This window comes from Streptomyces sp. NPDC033216, from assembly GCF_055577115.1.
The window spans coordinates 200,204-217,744 of the sequence record NZ_JBVIQK010000009.1 but is presented as its reverse complement, the minus strand read 5'-3'; the positions used below and the strand labels follow the sequence as shown (position 1 = coordinate 217,744).

Here is a 17,541-nt window from a genome sequence, read left to right as displayed (position 1 = left end):
TCGGCCGGGGCGGTTGCAGGCCGACCATGAACGTCACCCCTCGGCGGCCGGAAACCGGAGGTCACGCGTCGGGGCGGGTGGGGTCCGGCCGGTCATCGCCACCCGGGTGAGCGCAACGGTCATCCTCCCGTCGGCCGGGACCAGGTGGCCGAACACACCGGTCCCCGCCGGAACGGTGCGGGCAGGCGTACGTCGATCACGGTGGTGCGGGCAGCGCGGAATCAGGGGTGCCGGAGAGCGGCCGGTCGGGGTCGGCATTCCTCGACGCCCTCGTCCTGCGAGTGAGGCCCTCGTCCTGCGAGGGTTTCCCGCGGCGGGCGGCGAGCCCGCCGGCGGTGAGCAGGGCGGCCAGGGCGGTGAGGATCGTGCCCCGCCAGCCGAGCGTGTCGAGGAGCGGGGCGGTGGCTGCCGTGCCCAGGGCGCCGACGGCGAAGTAGAGGACGAGGTAGACGCCGGTGAGACCGCCGGAGCGGGGAGGGTCGACGGCGACGACGACACTCTGGTTGGCGGCCTGCGCGGCGAAGCAGCCGGCGTCGAACAGGGCCAGCCCCAGTACCGTCGGGACGGGGTGCGGGAAACCGGCGGCCAGGACCGCCGTGCCGATCGCGGCGGCCGCCATGGACCCGACGGTGACCCTGCCCGGTGTGTACCGGTCGACCAGCCGGCCGGTGAAGGGCAGCGCGGCGAACCCGAGGAGGCCGGCCAGGCTGTACAGGCCGACGGCGGTGGCGTCGAGCGAGTACGGCGGACGCGTCAGCGTCAGGGAGAGGGCCACCCAGACGACGTTGAAGGCGAAGTACCACAGGCCGCCCAGGACCACGGCGCGACGCAGCGGACGGTGCCGGCGCAGCAAGGGCGCCATGGCGGCGAGCGCGGCGAGACAGCCGCCCTCGGGGCACGGGCGTTCGCGGGGCAGGAGCCGCCCGGCGGCGAGCGCGCCCAGCAGGGCGAGACCGGCGAAGACGAGCAGCATGCGGCGCCAGCCGAGCAGGTCGGCCAGGCCTCCGCCGGCCCAGCGGCTCAGCAGGATGCCCGCCGACAGGCCGGTGGCGACCGTGGCCATGGCCGTGCCGCGCCGGCCGGGCGCGGCGTACCGGCCCGCGATGGCACCGGCCTGGGCGGCGACCGAGGCCGTCGCGCCGATGAGCAGACAGGCGGTCAGCAGGACCGGGGCGTTCGGCGCGGCGGCGGCCAGCGTGAGTGCCGCGGCCAGGACGCACAGCTGGACACCGACCAGCCGATGCGGGGCGACCCGGTCGGTGAGGGGCAGCAGCAGTGCGAACCCCGCGGTGCAGCCGGCGAGAATGGCCGTCGGGACCAGCCCTGTCATGGTCGCGGACAGGTCGAGGTCGTCGGCCACGTCGGTGAGGGCGGGCTGGAGGGCGTAGTTGTTGGCGATCGCCGTGGCCGCGGTGCACGCGAGCAGCAGAGTGCCGTACCGGGGGAGGGCCGGGCCGTTCACGGCCGGTCGGCCTGGGCGCGGAGGACCACGTACCGGCATTCGGCGTCGCCGTCGTTGGCGAAGGTGCAGGGCGCGGGTTCGCCGAGTTCCACCGTGTCGCCGGGGCCGAGGTCATGGACGGTGGTCCCCTCGTGGAAGGTCAGCCGTCCGTCCAGCACCCACACGGCCTGCCGGGCGAACGCGAAGGACGCCGCCGGGTACGACACCGCCGCCCCGGCGGGCAGCCGGATCTCGGCCGTCTCCACGGGGAAGCCGGGTCCGGTGATCTGACGGCGGCGGTAGCCGGTCTCGGGATCGCGCCACTCGGTCGCGTCGATGTGCCGCCGCACCCCGGCAGTGCTCTCGGGGCCGCGCGTCTCGCCCTCGGCGAGCGCCAGCAGTGAGGAGACGCTGAGCCGGAACGCGGCGGACAGCTTGCCGAGCACGACGGCCGTGGGGCTGCTCTCGCCCCGTTCGATCCGGTGGATCATCGCGCGGGAGACCCCGGAGGCCTCGGCCAGCTGGTTGAGGGTCCAGCCGTGCCGCTCGCGCTCGGTGCGGACGCGGGCGGCGATCCGCTCCACCAGGGGATCTACTATGTTGGACATGATGGCAATATATGAGAAGCGCGAGGTGGCGCGGGTCCGTCCGGCAACCGCGGCCGACGGCGAGGCCATCCGCGTCATCCGCGACCACGCCGTCGCCACCTCGACGGCCCTGTGGACCGACACCCAGCAGTCACCGGCCGACGCCGCGGCCTGGCTCGCCGTCCATCTCGAGCGGGGCTCGGCTCTCGTCGCGGAGCTCGGCGGTGAGGTCGTCGGTTTCGCGGTCTACGGCCCCTGGCGCGATCTCGACGGCTACCGTCACACCGTGGAGAACTCCGTCTACGTCCGCGACGGCAGCCAGGGCCTGGGCATCGGCCGGGCCCTGCTGGGCGCCCTCGTCGACGCGGCGCGCGGGGCCGGGCACCACAGCATGATCGCCGGAATCGAGTCGGGCAACGCCACGTCGATCCGGCTGCACCGGCGGTTCGGGTTCACCGAGGTGGGCACCGTGCGCGAGGCGGGACTGAAGTTCGGGCGCTGGTTCGACCTCACGATCATGCGGCTGGCGCTGGGGAACTGACCTCCTCGCGGCGGTCGGACCGTCGTGCCGTCGCACGGACCCGGGAGCATGGCCTGGCTGCCGGCCGAGGCCCCCGGGTCCGCCGCGGATCAGGCCGTGTGCAGGGTCAGCCCGTAGCGGTTGAGGATCTCGTTGACCGGCTGGAACCAGGTCTCCCCGCCGCTGCCGCAGTTGCCCCAGCCGCCCGAGGTGACGCCCTGCGCCTGGTCACCGCTGAGGAACGAGCCGCCGGAGTCGCCGGGCTCGGCGCACACGCTGGTCTTCGTCATCTGGTGCACCGCGCCCTGGCTGTAGTTCACCGTCTCGTTCTTGGCCAGCACGGTGCCGCAGTGCCAGTGCGTCGTGGAGCCCGACCGGCAGATCGAACTGCCGACCGGCGCCTCGGAGGAACCGCGCACGAGCTGGTCGGGGACCGTCCCCCAGCCGAGCACGACGGGGACGGTCCACCAGCCGCTGCCCACGTTCACCCACGCGTAGTCGTTGTCCGGGAACGAGGAGCCCTGGAACGTGCCGATGTAGGAGCGGTCCCAGCCGCTGACACCGGCCCCCGCCCGGCCGCAGTGGCCCGCGGTGACGAACCCGCCGTGCACCGAGAAGCCTATGGAGCAGCGGACGTTGCCGGTGTAGTAGGGGTCACCGCCGACCGTGCCCGCCGCGAAGGTCCGCGGCGCGGCGGCGACCGTCTCGACGCTGACGGGACCGGCCTCGCGAGCCAGGGAGACGAACCGGCGGACATCGTTGTCGGCGGCCCTGTCCCGTACCACCTCGACCACCAGCGTGTTGCTCTCGGGATCGACATGCCAACTGCTCACGCCCTGCGGGGCGGTCAGCCGGTCGACGCGTGCCTTGGCCGTGTCGAGTTCGCGCGCGCTGTGCTCCACGATGCGTACGGCGGCGCCGGTGGAGCGGACCGCGCGCAGGGTAGCGGGGGAGGCGCCGGAGGTGACGGCCACGGTCAGCCGCCCTTCCTCCGCGTCGAACCAGGCGCCGCCGTAGGAGGACCCGGCAGCCCGGCGGGCCTGCGGTTCCACGGTGGTGGCGGTGCGCTCGGCGGCGAGACGTTCGCGCGCCTGAGGCTCCGACAGGCCGAGGTCGCGCCGCATCGCGGTCAGCAGTCCGGCGGAGACCGGCCTGGAGTCGGTCGCGGCCGGTGCGGGGGCGTCCTTCGCCGCCGCGGGCAGGGCGGAGCCGGTGGTCCAGCCGCCGGCCAGGAGCAGGACGGCGAGTGCGGCGTACTGGAGTCTGCGGTGTCTCACGGGAGTTGCCCCTTCGTCGTTCCAACAAGGTGGGGGTGGAACAACCGCGTTCTGAGAGCGCTCTCGTACGGATGGGTGAAGCGTAGTCATGGGCCGTGAGCAGGTCCATGCCAATGACGGAATTCGGTTCTCCGGGCAGGCCCCGGAGAGTGGACGCCCCGGCGCACGCGGGGAAGGCGTACGCCGAGGCGCTGGGCCGTAGGCCCTGGACGCTGCCCGACGGCAGTGCCTCAGCGGCTGCGGATGGCGCTGGTGGCGAAGAATCCGGTGGCGGCGGCGGCGATCAGGGCGCAGACGGCGAGAAGGGTCGTACGGCGCATCGAAGTGCCTTTCCCGAGGTGATGGTTGGGCTCTGCACAACGCCGGTCACCCCCGAGCCGCTTCGCCGTCAGGCCGATGCCACCCGTACGGACGCGGCCGGAGGAGCCTGCGCGGGACGGGCCGCCTGCGGAGGCACCGCGCGACCGCGCCCCTTCGTCGGCCTGATCCGGGACGGGTCCGTCGACCCGGCCGAGGTGACTTCCGCCGCACGTCCGCATGGTGGGCCCGGATGTGACGGTCCCCATTGCGGTGGCCGGGCGGTGCGGTGAACATCGCATCACACGAATTTCCGAATAACTGTTATCCGAGGCTGCCTCAGAGATCTCCCTTGTCACGGACAGCAACGTTCGGCATCGACGACAGGGAAACTGCATTGAGTACTCAGCACACGGTGGCGTCGGCGGCACTGGTGACCGCTGCCCGAGGGGGCGACCCGGCGGCACAGGACGCTCTGGTCAGCGCGTACCTTCCGCTGGTCTACAACATCGTGGGCCGGGCGCTGAACGGCTCGGTGGACGTGGACGACGTGGTCCAGGAGACCATGCTCCGCGCCCTGGACTCGCTGGCCGCCCTGCGCGACCCCGAGAGCTTCCGGTCCTGGCTGGTGGCCATCACCATGAACCAGATCCGCGCGCACTGGCGGCAAAGGCCGATCACCCAGGGCCCCGTGGAGGAGGCCGGAGACCTCGCCGACCCCGGCGCCGACTTCGTCGACCTCACCATGGTCCGGCTCCAGTTGTCGGGCCAGCGTCAGGAGACCGCGCGCGCCACCCGCTGGCTCGAGCCCGACGACCGGAGTCTGCTGTCCCTGTGGTGGCTGGAGTGCGCCGGTGCGCTGACCCGGACCGAGGTGGCCGAGGCCCTGGAACTCTCCCCGCAGCACGCCGCCGTCCGCGTGCAACGGATGAAGGCGCAGTTGGAGGCCGCCCGCGTGGTCGTGCGAGCGCTCGACGCCCAGCCGCCCTGCGAGGAACTCCAAGGCATGCTGGGGGGCTGGGACGGACGGCCCTCCGCTCTGTGGCGCAAGCGCATCGCCCGGCACGCGCGCGACTGCACGCGCTGCTCGGGCCTGTGGAGCGGACTGCTGCCCGCGGAGGGGCTGCTCGCCGGTCTGGCGTTGGTGGCCGCGTCGCCCGCGCTGGCGGGCAGGATCCGCGCGGCCTACGACACCTCGGCCATGGCCGGATCGAACTCCCCGCTCGGGACCGGCGGGGGCCCCGGCACCGGCGAAGACCCCGGCACCGGCGAAAACCTGGGCACGGGCGAAGGCCTCGGCGCAGGGGAGACCCCCGCCGTGTCCGCCCCGTCCGTCGGCAGGCACCGCTCCGGGGGCGCGCAGAGCACCGCCCGCGGCGCGGCGCGTCGCAGGCGCCGCGTGCGGCGGCGGGCCGTCGGCGGGGCGGTCGTGGCCGCCTGCGTGGCGGGCGGGGGTCTCTACTACTTCGGCGGCCGGCCGGGCGACGAGCCCGGCGGGCGGACCGCGGCCCGGTCCGCCGAGGAGGTGGTCCGCACGGACATCGCCACACCCCGCCCCACCCCCGACAACTCCCCGTCGGCCTCGCCCTCCCCGTCGGCGTCCGCGTCCGCCTCGAAGTCCCCCAGCCCGAGCGCCTCGCCGAGCCCACGGACGTCCAGAAGCACACCGCCCACGGCGAAGGCGCCCGCGCCGAAGCCGGACGTGTCGCGCACACCGGTCGCGCGGTCCGCGCCGTCCGGCACTGTGGCGGAGGTGATCGCCCTGGTCAACAAGGAGCGGGCGGCGGCCGGTTGCGGCCCGCTGACCGATGACGCGAAACTGCGGAACGCCGCGCTGGGCCACTCCGAGGACATGGCCGCCCGCGGCTTCTTCGACCACACCAACCCGGACGGCGCCGACCCGGGCAAGCGCATCACCGCCGCGGGGTACCGCTGGTCCACCTACGGCGAGAACATCGCCAAGGGCCAGCAGAGCGCCGAGTCGGTGATGACGTCCTGGATGAACAGCCCCGGACACCGCGCCAACATCCTCAACTGCGCCTTCAAGAACATCGGCGTGGGCGTCCACGACGGCGGCGGCGGCCCCTGGTGGACGCAGAACTTCGGCGCCAGGCTGTGAGCCGTCGGCCGTCCCGCCCGGCCACCGGGCGGGACGGCCGACGGACCGGGTGCCCGGCCGCCACCGGAGGGCGGGACGCAGGAGGGCGGGACGCCTGCGCCAGGCGGGACGTCGCCGGTGCGGCACCCGGTCGCCCCCGAACCGTCCGGTACGCACCACGACCGGCTCAGCCGGCCGGCTCGCTCCCGATCAGGAAGACCTGGGCCGTGTCCGCGCCGGTGCCGCACCGCTCCGCCATGGCCACGGTGCCGGCCTCCGTGGCCGCCCCGCGCATCTCCAGACACAGCTCGTCGTCCTGGGCCGGCCGCAGTCGCCACCGTCCCGGCCCGCCCGTCCGCTCGATGCGGAACAACTGGGCCGAGCCGCCCGCCCGGCAGTCCTCCCACGGCTCCAGAGTGTTGCGGTACTCCCCGCCGGTGAGGACGGTGAGGCACCCGGTGCCGTGCTGCGGATGACGCCACTGGATGCGGTACAGCCCGTCGTCCTGCCGCTGGAGGTACGTCCGTGGCGGCACCGCCTGGTCGCAGGGCCGCTGGACCGCGACCGTCTTCGACCGGTTGGCACCGGGCATCCGGACGTCCCCGTCGGTCAGGCACAGGTCAGGCGCGCGCACGGGACGGATGCGGGAGTACCCCGCGGCCGGGCCGGGTCCTGCGGTCACGGCCGTCGACGCCACGGACGACTGGCTGCCCGCCTTCTCGCCGGCCGCGTCGTCGTCGTTCGGCAGCAGTACGATCGCGGCCACGACCAGCAGGGCGACCGTGCAGAGCGAGGCCACCGCGGCGAGCGACGCGATCCCCACCCCCCTGCTGCCGGCGGGACCCCGCCGACGACGTACGCGAGCGTCGTCCCCTGAGTCCGGTGAGTCCTCTGAGTCCGGTGAGTCCGGTGAGACCGGCGAGTTCGCCCCGGCCGCCGTCCCCCGATCGTCCCGCGGCGCTTCGTCCTCCGTCGAGGCGAGCCGCTCACGGGCCGCGAGCCATCGGGGCAGGTCGCTTTCGGCGCCGCAGGCGCGCACCAGAGCGGTGACCAGCTCCGCGCGTGGCAGCGCCTCCCGCCGCAGCACGTCGGCCACGGTGCTGCGCGCCAGGAGGTCGCCGCGGGCGGCGGCCCGCTGTTCGAGCTGCCGGTACGTCAGCCCGCTGCCGTCCTTCAACTGCCGGAGCAGGGCGACGTATTGGGACGCGGTACGTGCCTCGCACGGGTCCGATCCCCCCGAGATCGTCATTCCGTCATTGTCGTCACGGGGAAGGCGTCCGGCAACGACGGTCCCGGCCACATCCGGGCTGTCCGGACCGGCTGCCCGTCCACCGTCCGACCAGCCCGGACAGGCGGGCGGCTGTCCGGGACGGGCTCGGCCCTTGCCGGACAAGATCCGTCCCCACAGGCTCGGTTGGTGTCGCCGCGACCGGGCCCACGGGGGTGGGCCGGTCGGCGGCGTTCCCATCGACGTACACCCAGACGACAAGGAGTCCGGCATGCGCACGAACAGCCTGCGTGCCCGCATCACCCCGCTCGCCCTCACGGCGGCCCTGCTCGGCGGTGTCACCGCCACGTCCGCCCTGACCGCCCCGGAGGCGCAGGCGGCGACCGGCGGCTACTACCTGTACTTCAAGAAGAACTCGGCGAACCCCATCGACTCCCGGCTCTACCTCATGAAGAGCGTGCCCGACGCGGCGGACAAGGCGGTCGCCTCGTACCGAGCCGGCTCCGGAAACGGCAGCAAGAACGCGTGCGCCACCGCCAAGGGCTGGCTGCCCAACGGCAAGTACAAGGTGGAGTTCCACCGCACGAACTTCGACGGCATCATCAACGGCTACGTCATCAAGGTGTCCGACAAGCGGTGCAAGAACAACGGCGCGAGCGGCACCAAGCGCACGGAACTCTTCGTGCACAGCGAGATGAAGCCGAACGGCGGGCAGGGCCGCATCGAGTCGGAGCGCTGGGACGGCACGAGCGACTACTACTCCAACGGCTGCGTCAAGCTGAAGCCGGCCGACATCAAGAACCTCTTCGCCAAGGCGGGCCGCTACGGCTGGCCGAAGACCCTCACGGTCAAGTAGGCGGACTCGCCGCCTCGTGGGCGGCAGGCCCCCGCACGGCCACGCACGCGGCACGTCCCGTCCGGACACCCGGGCGGGACGTGCCCGCGCGCGGGTGACCCGGCACGTGACGAGCTCCCATGGGCCGGCCGACGGCGGGACGGCCCATGGGGCGGGGATCAGAGCTGGCCGGAGGCCGCGATGGTGATCTTCGCGGAGGTGGCGCCGCTCCGCGAGCCGAGGGACTCGATCTTCCGGACCAGCTCCATGCCGGCGTCGTCGGCGACCTCGCCGAACACCACGTGCTTGCCGTCCAGCCAGTCGGTCACGACGGTGGTGACGAAGAACTGCGAGCCGTTGCTGTTCGGGCCGGCGTTGGCCATCGACAGCAGGCCGGGCCGGTCGTGCTTGAGGGTGAAGTTCTCGTCGGCGAACTTCTCGCCGTAGATGCTCTTGCCGCCCGTGCCGTCGCCGCGCGTGAAGTCGCCGCCCTGGAGCATGAAGGAGGGGATCACGCGGTGGAAGGAGGAACCGGCGTAGCCGAAGCCCTTCTCGCCGGTGGCCAGCGCGCGGAAGTTCTCCGCGGTCTTCGGCACGACGTCGTCGAACAGGTTGAAGGTGATGCGCCCAGCGGGCTCGTTGTTGATGGTGATGTCGAAATAGACCTTGGTCGTCATGCCCCCATCCTGCACGTTCCGGCGACCGCTGCCGAATCCAGCCCCCTCGTGTCGGGGAGCGCGGGCCCGGAAGAGGCCCGTACCTGAGCCCCGGCGGGGGCGGCTACCAGGCCTCGCCGGGCGGCGCAACCCGTCCGGAAGCACCCCGTGCCCGGCAGTCTGTGGTGCCCGCGGCCATATCGTTGCCGGTTGTACGACCCCTACGGTGCCGGACACCGGATCGCTCAGCGGGCCGGTGTCCCCGCAGGTCACCGAGGGAGCCGCCATGCAGTCGCCTTCATCACGCAGAGCCGTCGCAGCGCTGTCCCGCTTCCTGGCCGCCATGGCCCTGGCACTCGCCGCGGTCCTGGCGGGCCCCGCGCCGGCCGTCCACGCCGCCGTCGGCCTGACCAGGGTCACCGACTTCGGTGCCGATCCCGGCGGGCTGACCATGTACGTCTACCGGCCCGCGTCCCTCACCGCGAACCCCGCCGTGGTGATCGCCCTGCACGGCTGCACCCAGAACGCCCAGGGCTACGCGGACAACTCGGGACTGCCCCGACTGGCCGACCGGTACGGGTTCCTGCTCGTCCTCGCCGAGACGACGTCCTCGAACAACCTGAGCAAGTGCTTCAACTGGTTCCAGGCCACCGACAACCGCAGAGGCCAGGGGGAAGCGGCCTCGATCAGGCAGATGGCCGCGCACACGGTCTCCGCCTACGGCGCTGACCCCCGCCGGATCCATGTCACCGGTCTGTCGGCCGGCGGCGCCATGACGTCGGTGATGCTCGCCGCCTATCCGGACGTGTTCCGCTCCGGCGCCGTCGTCGCCGGGCTGCCGTACGACTGCGCCAGGGACGCCGGCCCCTACACGTGCATGAACCCGGGTGTCGACCTCACCCCCGCGCAGTGGGCCCAGCGGGTCCGCGACGCCCACCCCTCGTGGACCGGCCCGTGGCCGCGGGTCGCCGTCTGGCAGGGCGACCAGGACACCACCGTCGTGCCGCGCAACGCCGACGAACTGCGCGACCAGTGGACCGCGCTGCACGGACTGTCCCAGGTGCCGAGCCGCACCTCGCTGATCGGGCCCGACTCGACGCGGCACGAGGAGTACGCGGCGGCGGACGGCTCGGTGGCCGTCGAGGTGAACCGGGTGCCCGGCATCGGGCACGGCACGCCGGTCGACCCCGGCAGCGGCCCCGAGCAGTGCGGTGGCACCGGCGCCCCCTACTTCCTGGACTCGATCTGCTCCAGCTACTGGATCACGCGCTTCTTCGGGCTGGCGCAGTCCGACCCCCCGCCCGCTCCGCTGCCCGCCCCGACCGCCCTGGCCGCGACCGGCGTCACCGACACCAGCGTCACCCTGGGCTGGAACCCGGTCGACGGAGCCGCCGGTTACGTCGTCCACCGCGACGGCGCGCCGGTCGCCACGCCCGCCTCGACGTCGTACACCGACACCGGCCTGCCGCCGGGCTCGACCCACACCTATGCCGTCGCGGCCCGTGACGCGGACGGCGGCACGGGACCGCTGTCGGCCACCGTCACCGCGCGGACCACCGGTGCCACCGCCGCCTGCTGGACCTCCAGCAACTACGCCCACGTCCAGGCGGGACGAGCTACGACCGGAGGCGGCTACACCTACGCCAAGGGGTCCGGCCAGAACATGGGCCTGTACAACACCTTCGTCACCCACACCTTGAAGGAGTCACCCGTCGGCCACTTCACCGTCGCCGACACCGCCTGCCCCTGACACGGCCGGGCACGGCTGCCGGCGACGTCCAGGAAACCGGCAGCCGTGCATGGAGTCAGCACACCCGATGAGCGTGGCCATGATGGCGCGCGCACACATGTCCAGCGGCCATCCGCGCCGCCTAGCCTCCAGCCGTCGAGTCCGCTCCCTCGGAGGTCGTTCATGGCCCTGTTCTCCGCCGCCGCACCGGCGAGACGGCGTACGGTCCTCGGTGCCGTCGCCCTGACCGCCGCCGCGGCCCTGCTGCCCACACCCGCCGCCGGGTCGGCCCCCGGCGCCGTCGCCGGTCACTGTGTGAACCTCACCCACGTGCGGATGCCGGGCGTCGCGTTCCAACAGGCGGACTGCCTCGACGAGTTGACCACGGCCGGCACCGTCGGATCCGGCCACACCGACCCGGCCGACTGGGCCGGGCTGACCCCGAAGGACCTGCCCGTTCCCAGCGGGGTGCCAGGCATCCAGGTCGACGGCTACTTCCCCGACACCTCGACCACCAACACCAACCACGGCTGGAACCACGACGCCCAGTTCGTCGTCCGGCTGCCCGACCGCTGGAACGGCGGCCTTGTCGTGGCCGGCACTCCCGGCAACCGCGAGCAGTACGCCAACGACCGGGCCATCGCCGACTGGGTGCTCGCGCGCGGTTACGCCTACGCCGCCACCGACAAGGGCAACACCGGGCTCGCCTTTCACGGGGACGGCGTGCGCCCGGGCGACGCCGTCGCCGAATGGAACAGCCGGCTCACCCAACTCACCCGCGCCGCCCGCACGGTGGTCGTCCAGCGCTACCACCGGCCGCCCACTCGCACCCTCGCCACCGGAATGTCCAACGGCGGCTACCTGGTGCGCTGGCAACTGGAGAACCACCCGGAGCTGTACGACGGGGGAGTGGACTGGGAGGGCACACTCTGGCGCTCAGCGGGCCCCAACCTGTTCACGTTCCTGCCCGCCGCCCTGCGTCACTACCCGGTCTACGCCGCGGGCGGCCCCGCCGCCGACCAGGCACGGGCGCAACTGGTCCGGGCGGGCTTCCCGGCCGGCTCCGAGTTCCTGTGGCCGTTCCACCACCAGGTCTACTGGGACCTGACCCAGCGGGTGTACCGCGAGGAGTTCGACCCCGCCTTCGACGGCGCCACCGAGGCCGGCACGCCGTACTGCGCCCCGGGTTCCGTTCCGGGCTGCGACGCCGACTACGACTACCCCGCCCGCCCCGCCGGCGTACACGCGGCGGTGCGGCGCGTCGCGCTGACGGGCCGTATCGGCAAGCCGCTGATCACGGTCCACGGCACCCTCGACGTCCTGCTGCCCATCGCCCAGGACTCCGACGTCTACGCCCGGATGGTCCGGGAGGCGGGCCGCGGCGGTCTGCTGCGCTACTACCGCGTCGAGGACGGCACCCACACCGACGCCCTGGTCGACAGCTTCCCCGACCGGCTCCGTCCGCTGCTGCCCTGCCACCGCTCGGCCTTCACCGCCTTGGAGACATGGCTCGGCACCGGCCACCGCCCGCCCGCGAGCCGTACCGTGGCGCGGCCCACGGACGCCGACCCGGCCACCCTGCTCAGTGACTGCCCCCTCGACGGCTGACCGGTCCGGTGCGGTGCCACCGTCGAGGAACAGCCGGGCCGGACCGGTGCTCAGTCCGCGAACACCCGGCCCTCCTGGCCCCGCCTCGGCTTGGTCGCGGCGGGTGTCGCCCTGTCGGCGACCGGAACGGTCGACTTGCGCTGGAGTGCGCTCCAGGTCGTAGCGTCGAAGGCACCGCGGCGCACGAAAGCCCGTATCGCCTGTGCGGGTGCCGCCCGGTGGAATCCGTCGCTGGGCGGAGGAGGGCTTCGTGCGGTCCGAACGACCAACGAGTACGCAGGGAAAGGCTGGGACACGGCATGCAGAAGCGCAGCCTGCGGGACCTCCAGGTATCGGCCATCGGCTTGGGATGCATGGGGATGTCCGCCTTCTACGGATCCGCCGACGAGGAGGAGGGGATCGCGACCATCCGGCGCGCCCTCGACCTCGGGGTGAACTTCCTCGACACCGCGCAGATGTACGGGCCGCTCACCAACGAGTCGCTCCTCGGCGAGGCGATCCGGGGGCATCGCGAGGAGTATGTGATCGCGACGAAGTTCAACTACCGGATGGACGGCGCCGTCCCCGGCGACATGAGCACGGTCGGCCCGCAGGACGGCTCGGCCGAGCACGTCCGTAGCTCGGTCCACGGCTCTCTGCGGCGTCTGGGGACCGACTACATCGACCTGTACTACCAGCACCGGGTCGACCCGAACGTACCCATCGAGGAGACGGTCGGCGCGCTGGGCGAGCTGGTCGCCGAGGGCAAGGTGCGGTGCATCGGGCTGAGCGAGGCGAGCGCGCAGACCCTTCGGCGCGCCCACGCCGTGCACCCGATCACGGCGGTGCAGAGCGAGTACTCGCTGTGGTCACGGGACGTCGAGGCCGAGGTGCTGCCCGCCTGTCGGGAGCTGGGCATCGGTTTCGTGCCGTACTCGCCGCTCGGCCGCGGTTTCCTCGCCGGCCGGTTCACCTCGCAGGACGACCTCGACGCGAACGACTGGCGCCGCGAGAACCCGCGTTTCCAGGAGGCCAATCTGGAGGCGAACCTGCGGCTCGCGGCAAAGGTGAAGGAGATCGCCGCCGAGAAGGACGTGACCCCGGCTCAGCTGGCCATCGCCTGGGTGCTGGCCCAGGGCGAGGATCTGGTGCCGATCCCGGGCACCAAGCGCCGCACCTACCTGGAACAGAACGCCGCCGCGGTCGACATCGCGCTGACCGAGGAGGACCTGGCCCGGATCGATGCGGAGCTGCCCGAGGCGGCGGGTGAGCGGTACGACGAGGCAGGGATGCGGGCCGTCGATCGCTAGCCGGGACGCCCGGAGCAGCAGGCGCGGGGCTCCGCCGTCGGCTTCAGTGGGCGTCTCCTCGGCCGTCGCGCCCACTCCGCCGGTCTCCGCTGCTCCCGAGGCGTTGCGGCCCGTGCCGAGGGACCGCGCGGCTCATGCCCGGGCGGCGGCGGGGTATCCGGTCCCCGTGGCATCGCGTCGCGCCTACTGAGGGAGAGACGGCATGGCTGACGGAATGCTGACGGTGACGGCGGCGGGAGGGCGAGCGCCTGATTTCGTGCCCGCCTGGGTGCAGGCGCTGATCGTCGTGGTCGCCTTCGGGGTGGTGGCGGTGGGAATGCGCCGCCGCCGCGACAAGCGATGACCGGCGACGGCGCGCCGCCTCCCGGCCTGCCGTGACCGGAGGCGAGGACGGCCCCCGCGTTACGCCCCCCGCCCGTCGCCGTGCACCGGCCGTCTAGGGTGCGGTCATGACCTCGCGCGACTACCTCTCCCAGTTGTTCTCGCTGGACGGCCTGACCGCCCTGGTCACGGGCGGCAGTTCCGGCATCGGCAAAGGCATCGCCGGGGCACTCGCGCGAGCGGGGGCGAGCGTGGTCGTCGTAGCTCGCAAGGAGTCCGAACTCACCGCCACCGTCGAAGCGTTGACGTCGGACGGCGGCCGTGCCGGATGGGTGGCCGGCGACCTGAGCACCCGCGAAGGGGTGCGTACCGCGGCGGAGCGGGCGGTCGCGGTGTTCGGCGAGCCCGACATCCTCGTGAACAGCGCCGGGATCAACCTGCGTCCGCCGATGAGCGAGCTGGGCGAGGACGTCTGGGACGCGACCATGGCGGTGAATTTGGAGGCGCCCTATCTCCTGGGCCGGCGGTTCGGTCCCGGCATGGCCGAGCGGGGTTACGGGCGGATCATCCACATCACCTCCCAGCAGGCACATCGGGCGTTCGCCGACAGCGGTGCCTACGGCGTCTCCAAGGGTGCGCTGGAGTCGCTGGCCCGCTCCCAGGCCGAGGCCTGGTCGCCCTACGGCGTCACCTGCAACACCCTGGTGCCCGGCTTCGTGATGACGCCGCTCAACACACGGCTGTCCCGTGACCCCGAGAAGGTGGCGGCGCTGGCCGCGCGCACCATGGTCGGGCGCAACGGGCTGGCCGCCGACTTCGCCGGAGCCGCGGTGTTCCTGGCCGGCCGCTCCGCCGGCTATGTCACCGGGCAGTCGCTCTTCGTGGACGGCGGGTTCTCCGTCCACTGAGCGGTGGCCCGTCGAGCCGGTGGGCGGGCGGACACGAGAGCGACCCGGCCGCACAACCCGGACGACCCGTACCACCGACCCGGCCGACCGTACCGGCCGAGGCGCTACGTCGGCAGGCGGGCCGTCTCCACCCACCCGGCCTCGTACGACGCGAAGGCCGGCCCGGCGCGTCGGACGCCGGGCCGGCCTTCGCGGACCGGGGGTCAGTCCGTGCCGAACTCCATCGCGGCGCGGTCCAGCAGCTCGTCGTCCTCGGAGATCTCGCCGCGCGAGGCGATGGCCTCGGCGCCGCCCTGCGGCATCTGCGGCATGGTGCCGATCAGACCGGTCGCGGCCGCCTGCGAGGCACCCATGGCGGGGCTGCCGGTCCCGATCAGGCCGAGGCCGACGTACTGCTCCAGCTTGGCTCGGGAGTCGGCGATGTCGAGGTTGCGCATGGTGAGCTGACCGATCCGGTCCACCGGACCGAACGCGGAGTCCTCGGTGCGCTCCATCGACAGCTTGTCCGGGTGGTAGCTGAAAGCAGGGCCCGTGGTGTCGAGGATCGAGTAGTCCTCACCGCGCCGCAGCCGCAGCGTGACCTCGCCGGTGACCGCCGAACCGACCCAGCGCTGCAACGACTCCCGGATCATCAGCGCCTGCGGGTCCAGCCAGCGGCCCTCGTACATCAGGCGGCCCAGCCGACGGCCCTCGGCGTGGTACTGGGCGAGGGTGTCCTCGTTGTGGATCGCGTTGACGAGACGCTCGTACGCCGCGTGCAGCAGGGCCATGCCGGGCGCCTCGTAGATGCCGCGGCTCTTGGCCTCGATGATCCGGTTCTCGATCTGGTCCGACATGCCGAGGCCGTGCCGGCCGCCGATGGCGTTCGCCTCGATCACCAGGTCCACGGCGGAGGCGAACTCCTTGCCGTTGATCGTCACCGGGCGGCCCTCGACGAAGCCGATCGTCACGTCCTCGGTGGGAATCTCGACCGACGGGTCCCAGAACCGCACGCCCATGATCGGCTCGACGGTCTCCACGCCCGTGTCGAGGTGCTCCAGCGTCTTGGCCTCGTGGGTGGCACCCCAGATGTTGGCGTCGGTGGAGTACGCCTTCTCCGTGCTGTCGCGGTAGGGCAGGTCGTGGGCGACCAGCCACTCCGACATCTCCTTGCGGCCGCCCAGCTCGGTCACGAAGTCCGCGTCCAGCCAGGGCTTGTAGATCCGCAGGTGCGGGTTGGCGAGCAGCCCGTACCGGTAGAACCGCTCGATGTCGTTGCCCTTGAACGTCGAGCCGTCACCCCAGATCTGCACGTCGTCCTCGAGCATCGCCCGGACCAGGAGGGTGCCCGTGACCGCGCGGCCGAGGGGCGTGGTGTTGAAGTACGCGCGCCCGCCCGAGCGGATGTGGAACGCCCCGCAGGTGAGCGCGGCCAGGCCCTCCTCGACCAGCGCCGCGCGGCAGTCGACGAGACGCGCGACCTCGGCGCCGTACGTCTTCGCGCGCCCGGGCACCGACGCGATGTCGGGCTCGTCGTACTGGCCGATGTCGGCGGTGTAGGTGCAGGGGACGGCGCCCTTGTCGCGCATCCACGCGACCGCGACGGACGTGTCGAGGCCGCCCGAGAAGGCGATGCCGACGCGCTCGCCGGCGGGAAGGGAGGTGAGGACCTTGGACATAGGAAGAGTATGCAGCATCTCGCATGATCATGCAAAGGGGCTTCCTTCGCATCGATCGACGGCGATGCGTCAGGGCACCTCGGTGTCGGTGTCCGTGGGGGTGTCGGGCTCGTCGTCCCTCTCGCCCTCGGCCTGGGACGGCGTCGGGTGGTCCGGAACGGGCATGTCGGTCCTGTTCCCGGTGTCGGGTTCGTCGGGCTCGCCCTCGGCCTGGCTCGGGGTGTGGTCGTTCATGAAAGGGACTCCTCGGTGGTGTCGTCCGGTCATCGGTGTGCCGGAAGGCCCCGGACCGGCCGTCGGGGCCGTCAGGGATGCGCTCCGGGTGCCCAGGCGGCCTCCGGGTCAACCGGCGTGGTCGGGTGCGAGGGCATGGAGCGCACCGTCCGCCGCGTCCGGCGCGGCACCTCGGCGGAGGCCGGCATCGATGTCGCGGGCGGGGCCACGGCCGGAGGCCCCCTGGACGAGGGGTCCAGCAGGGGGATGCGCTCGGCCGCGACCAGCGCCTCCGGCCTGGTCCACGCGAGGCTCGACGGCTGGCACCCCCGGAAGGGTCGAACTCGGGCCGCGAACCCGGGGCCGCGCTCCAGTGGGCGGACACATCCGCATCGCGTCCGGTGAGTCGGGTCGTGGCCGACGGGAGGCGAGGTCGTCGAGACCGCGATCGGAGTGAGCCGGCTCGGCATCAGCGGTGCGGGCCGCCGAAGGTCACGCGGTGCACGGACGGGTTCCCGCGCTGCCGTCGCAAGCGCAGCCGGCGTACCGGGCGTGGGGCCCCGGAGGGCCGACGCGGCGGGCTAGCCTTCCGTCCAGCGGCACAGCAGCCGGATCACCGTGAACAGGGTCACCGGCCACACGGCGGCGAACGCCCAGATCACGCCCGGTTCGGAGGTGACCATGCCGGTCACCATGAGCGTCACGGACACGGCGAGCGAGCAGAGCACCGTGTGCGGGCGTGGGCGGCGCGGACGCACGGCGAAGATGCGCAGCCGCGGGTCGAGCCGGCGGTCGCGGCGCAACGCGCGTTCGACTTCTTCCAGGACGCGCTGCTCCTGATCGGAAAGTCGGCCGACAGGCATTGCCCCTCCTCCC

At 72.8% G+C, this 17,541-nt stretch carries 16 protein-coding genes; 8 read left to right on the top strand and 8 right to left on the bottom strand.

Going from position 1 to position 17,541, the window contains the following annotated elements:
* Positions 1–196: 196 nt before the first annotated feature.
* Both ACZ5Y0_RS19205 and ACZ5Y0_RS19200 read right to left on the bottom strand, forming a co-directional pair.
* The gene (locus ACZ5Y0_RS19205) at positions 197–1,462 is read right to left on the bottom strand and encodes an MFS transporter (protein ID WP_469129857.1); all 1,266 of its coding nucleotides are present in this window, start codon (positions 1,460–1,462) and stop codon (positions 197–199) included.
* Entirely contained in the window at positions 1,459–2,049 is a 591-nt protein-coding gene (locus tag ACZ5Y0_RS19200; protein ID WP_469129856.1) for a helix-turn-helix domain-containing protein, read from the bottom strand. Before ACZ5Y0_RS19200 ends, ACZ5Y0_RS19205 begins: the two co-directional genes overlap by 4 nt.
* Here ACZ5Y0_RS19200 and ACZ5Y0_RS19195 point away from each other — a divergent pair.
* Positions 2,048–2,569 carry a GNAT family N-acetyltransferase gene (locus ACZ5Y0_RS19195; RefSeq protein ID WP_469129855.1) on the top strand — a complete coding sequence of 174 codons (522 nt, stop codon included), beginning with the start codon at positions 2,048–2,050 and terminating at the stop codon, positions 2,567–2,569. The two genes, ACZ5Y0_RS19200 and ACZ5Y0_RS19195, sit on opposite strands and share 2 nt — an antisense overlap.
* An 89-nt stretch (positions 2,570–2,658) precedes the next feature.
* Here ACZ5Y0_RS19195 and ACZ5Y0_RS19190 read toward each other — a convergent pair whose 3' ends face one another.
* Positions 2,659–3,825, bottom strand: coding sequence for a S1 family peptidase (locus ACZ5Y0_RS19190; protein ID WP_469129854.1), 1,167 nt, complete (start codon positions 3,823–3,825; stop codon positions 2,659–2,661).
* A gap of 694 nt (positions 3,826–4,519) precedes the next feature.
* Between ACZ5Y0_RS19190 and ACZ5Y0_RS19185 the strand changes: the two genes are divergently transcribed.
* Positions 4,520–6,241: a sigma-70 family RNA polymerase sigma factor gene (locus tag ACZ5Y0_RS19185; protein WP_469129853.1), complete on the top strand. Its 1,722-nt coding sequence runs from the start codon at positions 4,520–4,522 to the stop codon at positions 6,239–6,241.
* Positions 6,242–6,407: 166 nt separating this feature from the next.
* On the opposite strand, the gene ACZ5Y0_RS19180 is transcribed toward ACZ5Y0_RS19185, so the two are convergent.
* The gene (locus tag ACZ5Y0_RS19180) at positions 6,408–7,469 is read right to left on the bottom strand and encodes an RICIN domain-containing protein (protein ID WP_469129852.1); all 1,062 of its coding nucleotides are present in this window, start codon (positions 7,467–7,469) and stop codon (positions 6,408–6,410) included.
* A 250-nt stretch (positions 7,470–7,719) separates the two neighbouring features.
* Between ACZ5Y0_RS19180 and ACZ5Y0_RS19175 the strand changes: the two genes are divergently transcribed.
* Positions 7,720–8,304, top strand: a complete 585-nt coding sequence (locus ACZ5Y0_RS19175; RefSeq protein WP_469129851.1) for a L,D-transpeptidase family protein — start codon at positions 7,720–7,722, stop codon at positions 8,302–8,304.
* Positions 8,305–8,462: 158 nt separating this feature from the next.
* On the opposite strand, the gene ACZ5Y0_RS19170 is transcribed toward ACZ5Y0_RS19175, so the two are convergent.
* Positions 8,463–8,960: a peptidylprolyl isomerase gene (locus tag ACZ5Y0_RS19170; protein ID WP_469129850.1), complete on the bottom strand. Its 498-nt coding sequence runs from the start codon at positions 8,958–8,960 to the stop codon at positions 8,463–8,465.
* A 322-nt stretch (positions 8,961–9,282) separates the two neighbouring features.
* Here ACZ5Y0_RS19170 and ACZ5Y0_RS19165 point away from each other — a divergent pair, with 322 nt between their 5' ends.
* The 5 genes from ACZ5Y0_RS19165 to ACZ5Y0_RS19145 all read left to right on the top strand — a co-directional run bounded on the left by ACZ5Y0_RS19165 (position 9,283) and on the right by ACZ5Y0_RS19145 (position 14,794).
* The gene (locus ACZ5Y0_RS19165; RefSeq protein ID WP_469129934.1) at positions 9,283–10,689 is read left to right on the top strand and encodes an extracellular catalytic domain type 1 short-chain-length polyhydroxyalkanoate depolymerase; all 1,407 of its coding nucleotides are present in this window, start codon (positions 9,283–9,285) and stop codon (positions 10,687–10,689) included.
* Between the two features lie 162 nt (positions 10,690–10,851).
* Positions 10,852–12,276 (top strand): 3-hydroxybutyrate oligomer hydrolase family protein, encoded by a 1,425-nt coding sequence (locus ACZ5Y0_RS19160; protein WP_469129849.1) that lies wholly within the window; start codon positions 10,852–10,854, stop codon positions 12,274–12,276.
* A gap of 299 nt (positions 12,277–12,575) precedes the next feature.
* Positions 12,576–13,565 (top strand): aldo/keto reductase, encoded by a 990-nt coding sequence (locus tag ACZ5Y0_RS19155; protein ID WP_469129848.1) that lies wholly within the window; start codon positions 12,576–12,578, stop codon positions 13,563–13,565.
* 202 nt (positions 13,566–13,767) lie between these two features.
* Entirely contained in the window at positions 13,768–13,908 is a 141-nt protein-coding gene (locus ACZ5Y0_RS19150) for a hypothetical protein (protein WP_469129847.1), read from the top strand.
* A 106-nt stretch (positions 13,909–14,014) separates the two neighbouring features.
* Complete coding sequence (locus tag ACZ5Y0_RS19145) at positions 14,015–14,794, top strand: SDR family NAD(P)-dependent oxidoreductase (protein ID WP_469129846.1); 780 nt, start codon at positions 14,015–14,017, stop codon at positions 14,792–14,794.
* A 203-nt stretch (positions 14,795–14,997) separates the two neighbouring features.
* Here ACZ5Y0_RS19145 and argG read toward each other — a convergent pair whose 3' ends face one another.
* From argG to ACZ5Y0_RS19130, 3 genes are all read right to left on the bottom strand, one after another.
* Complete coding sequence (gene argG / locus ACZ5Y0_RS19140) at positions 14,998–16,452, bottom strand: argininosuccinate synthase (protein ID WP_469129845.1); 1,455 nt, start codon at positions 16,450–16,452, stop codon at positions 14,998–15,000.
* 69 nt (positions 16,453–16,521) lie between these two features.
* Positions 16,522–16,686 carry a hypothetical protein gene (locus tag ACZ5Y0_RS19135; protein WP_469129844.1) on the bottom strand — a complete coding sequence of 55 codons (165 nt, stop codon included), beginning with the start codon at positions 16,684–16,686 and terminating at the stop codon, positions 16,522–16,524.
* 560 nt (positions 16,687–17,246) lie between these two features.
* On the bottom strand, positions 17,247–17,528 hold the full coding sequence (locus tag ACZ5Y0_RS19130) for a DUF3040 domain-containing protein (RefSeq protein ID WP_469129843.1): 282 nt from the start codon (positions 17,526–17,528) through the stop codon (positions 17,247–17,249).
* Positions 17,529–17,541 lie beyond the last annotated feature (13 nt).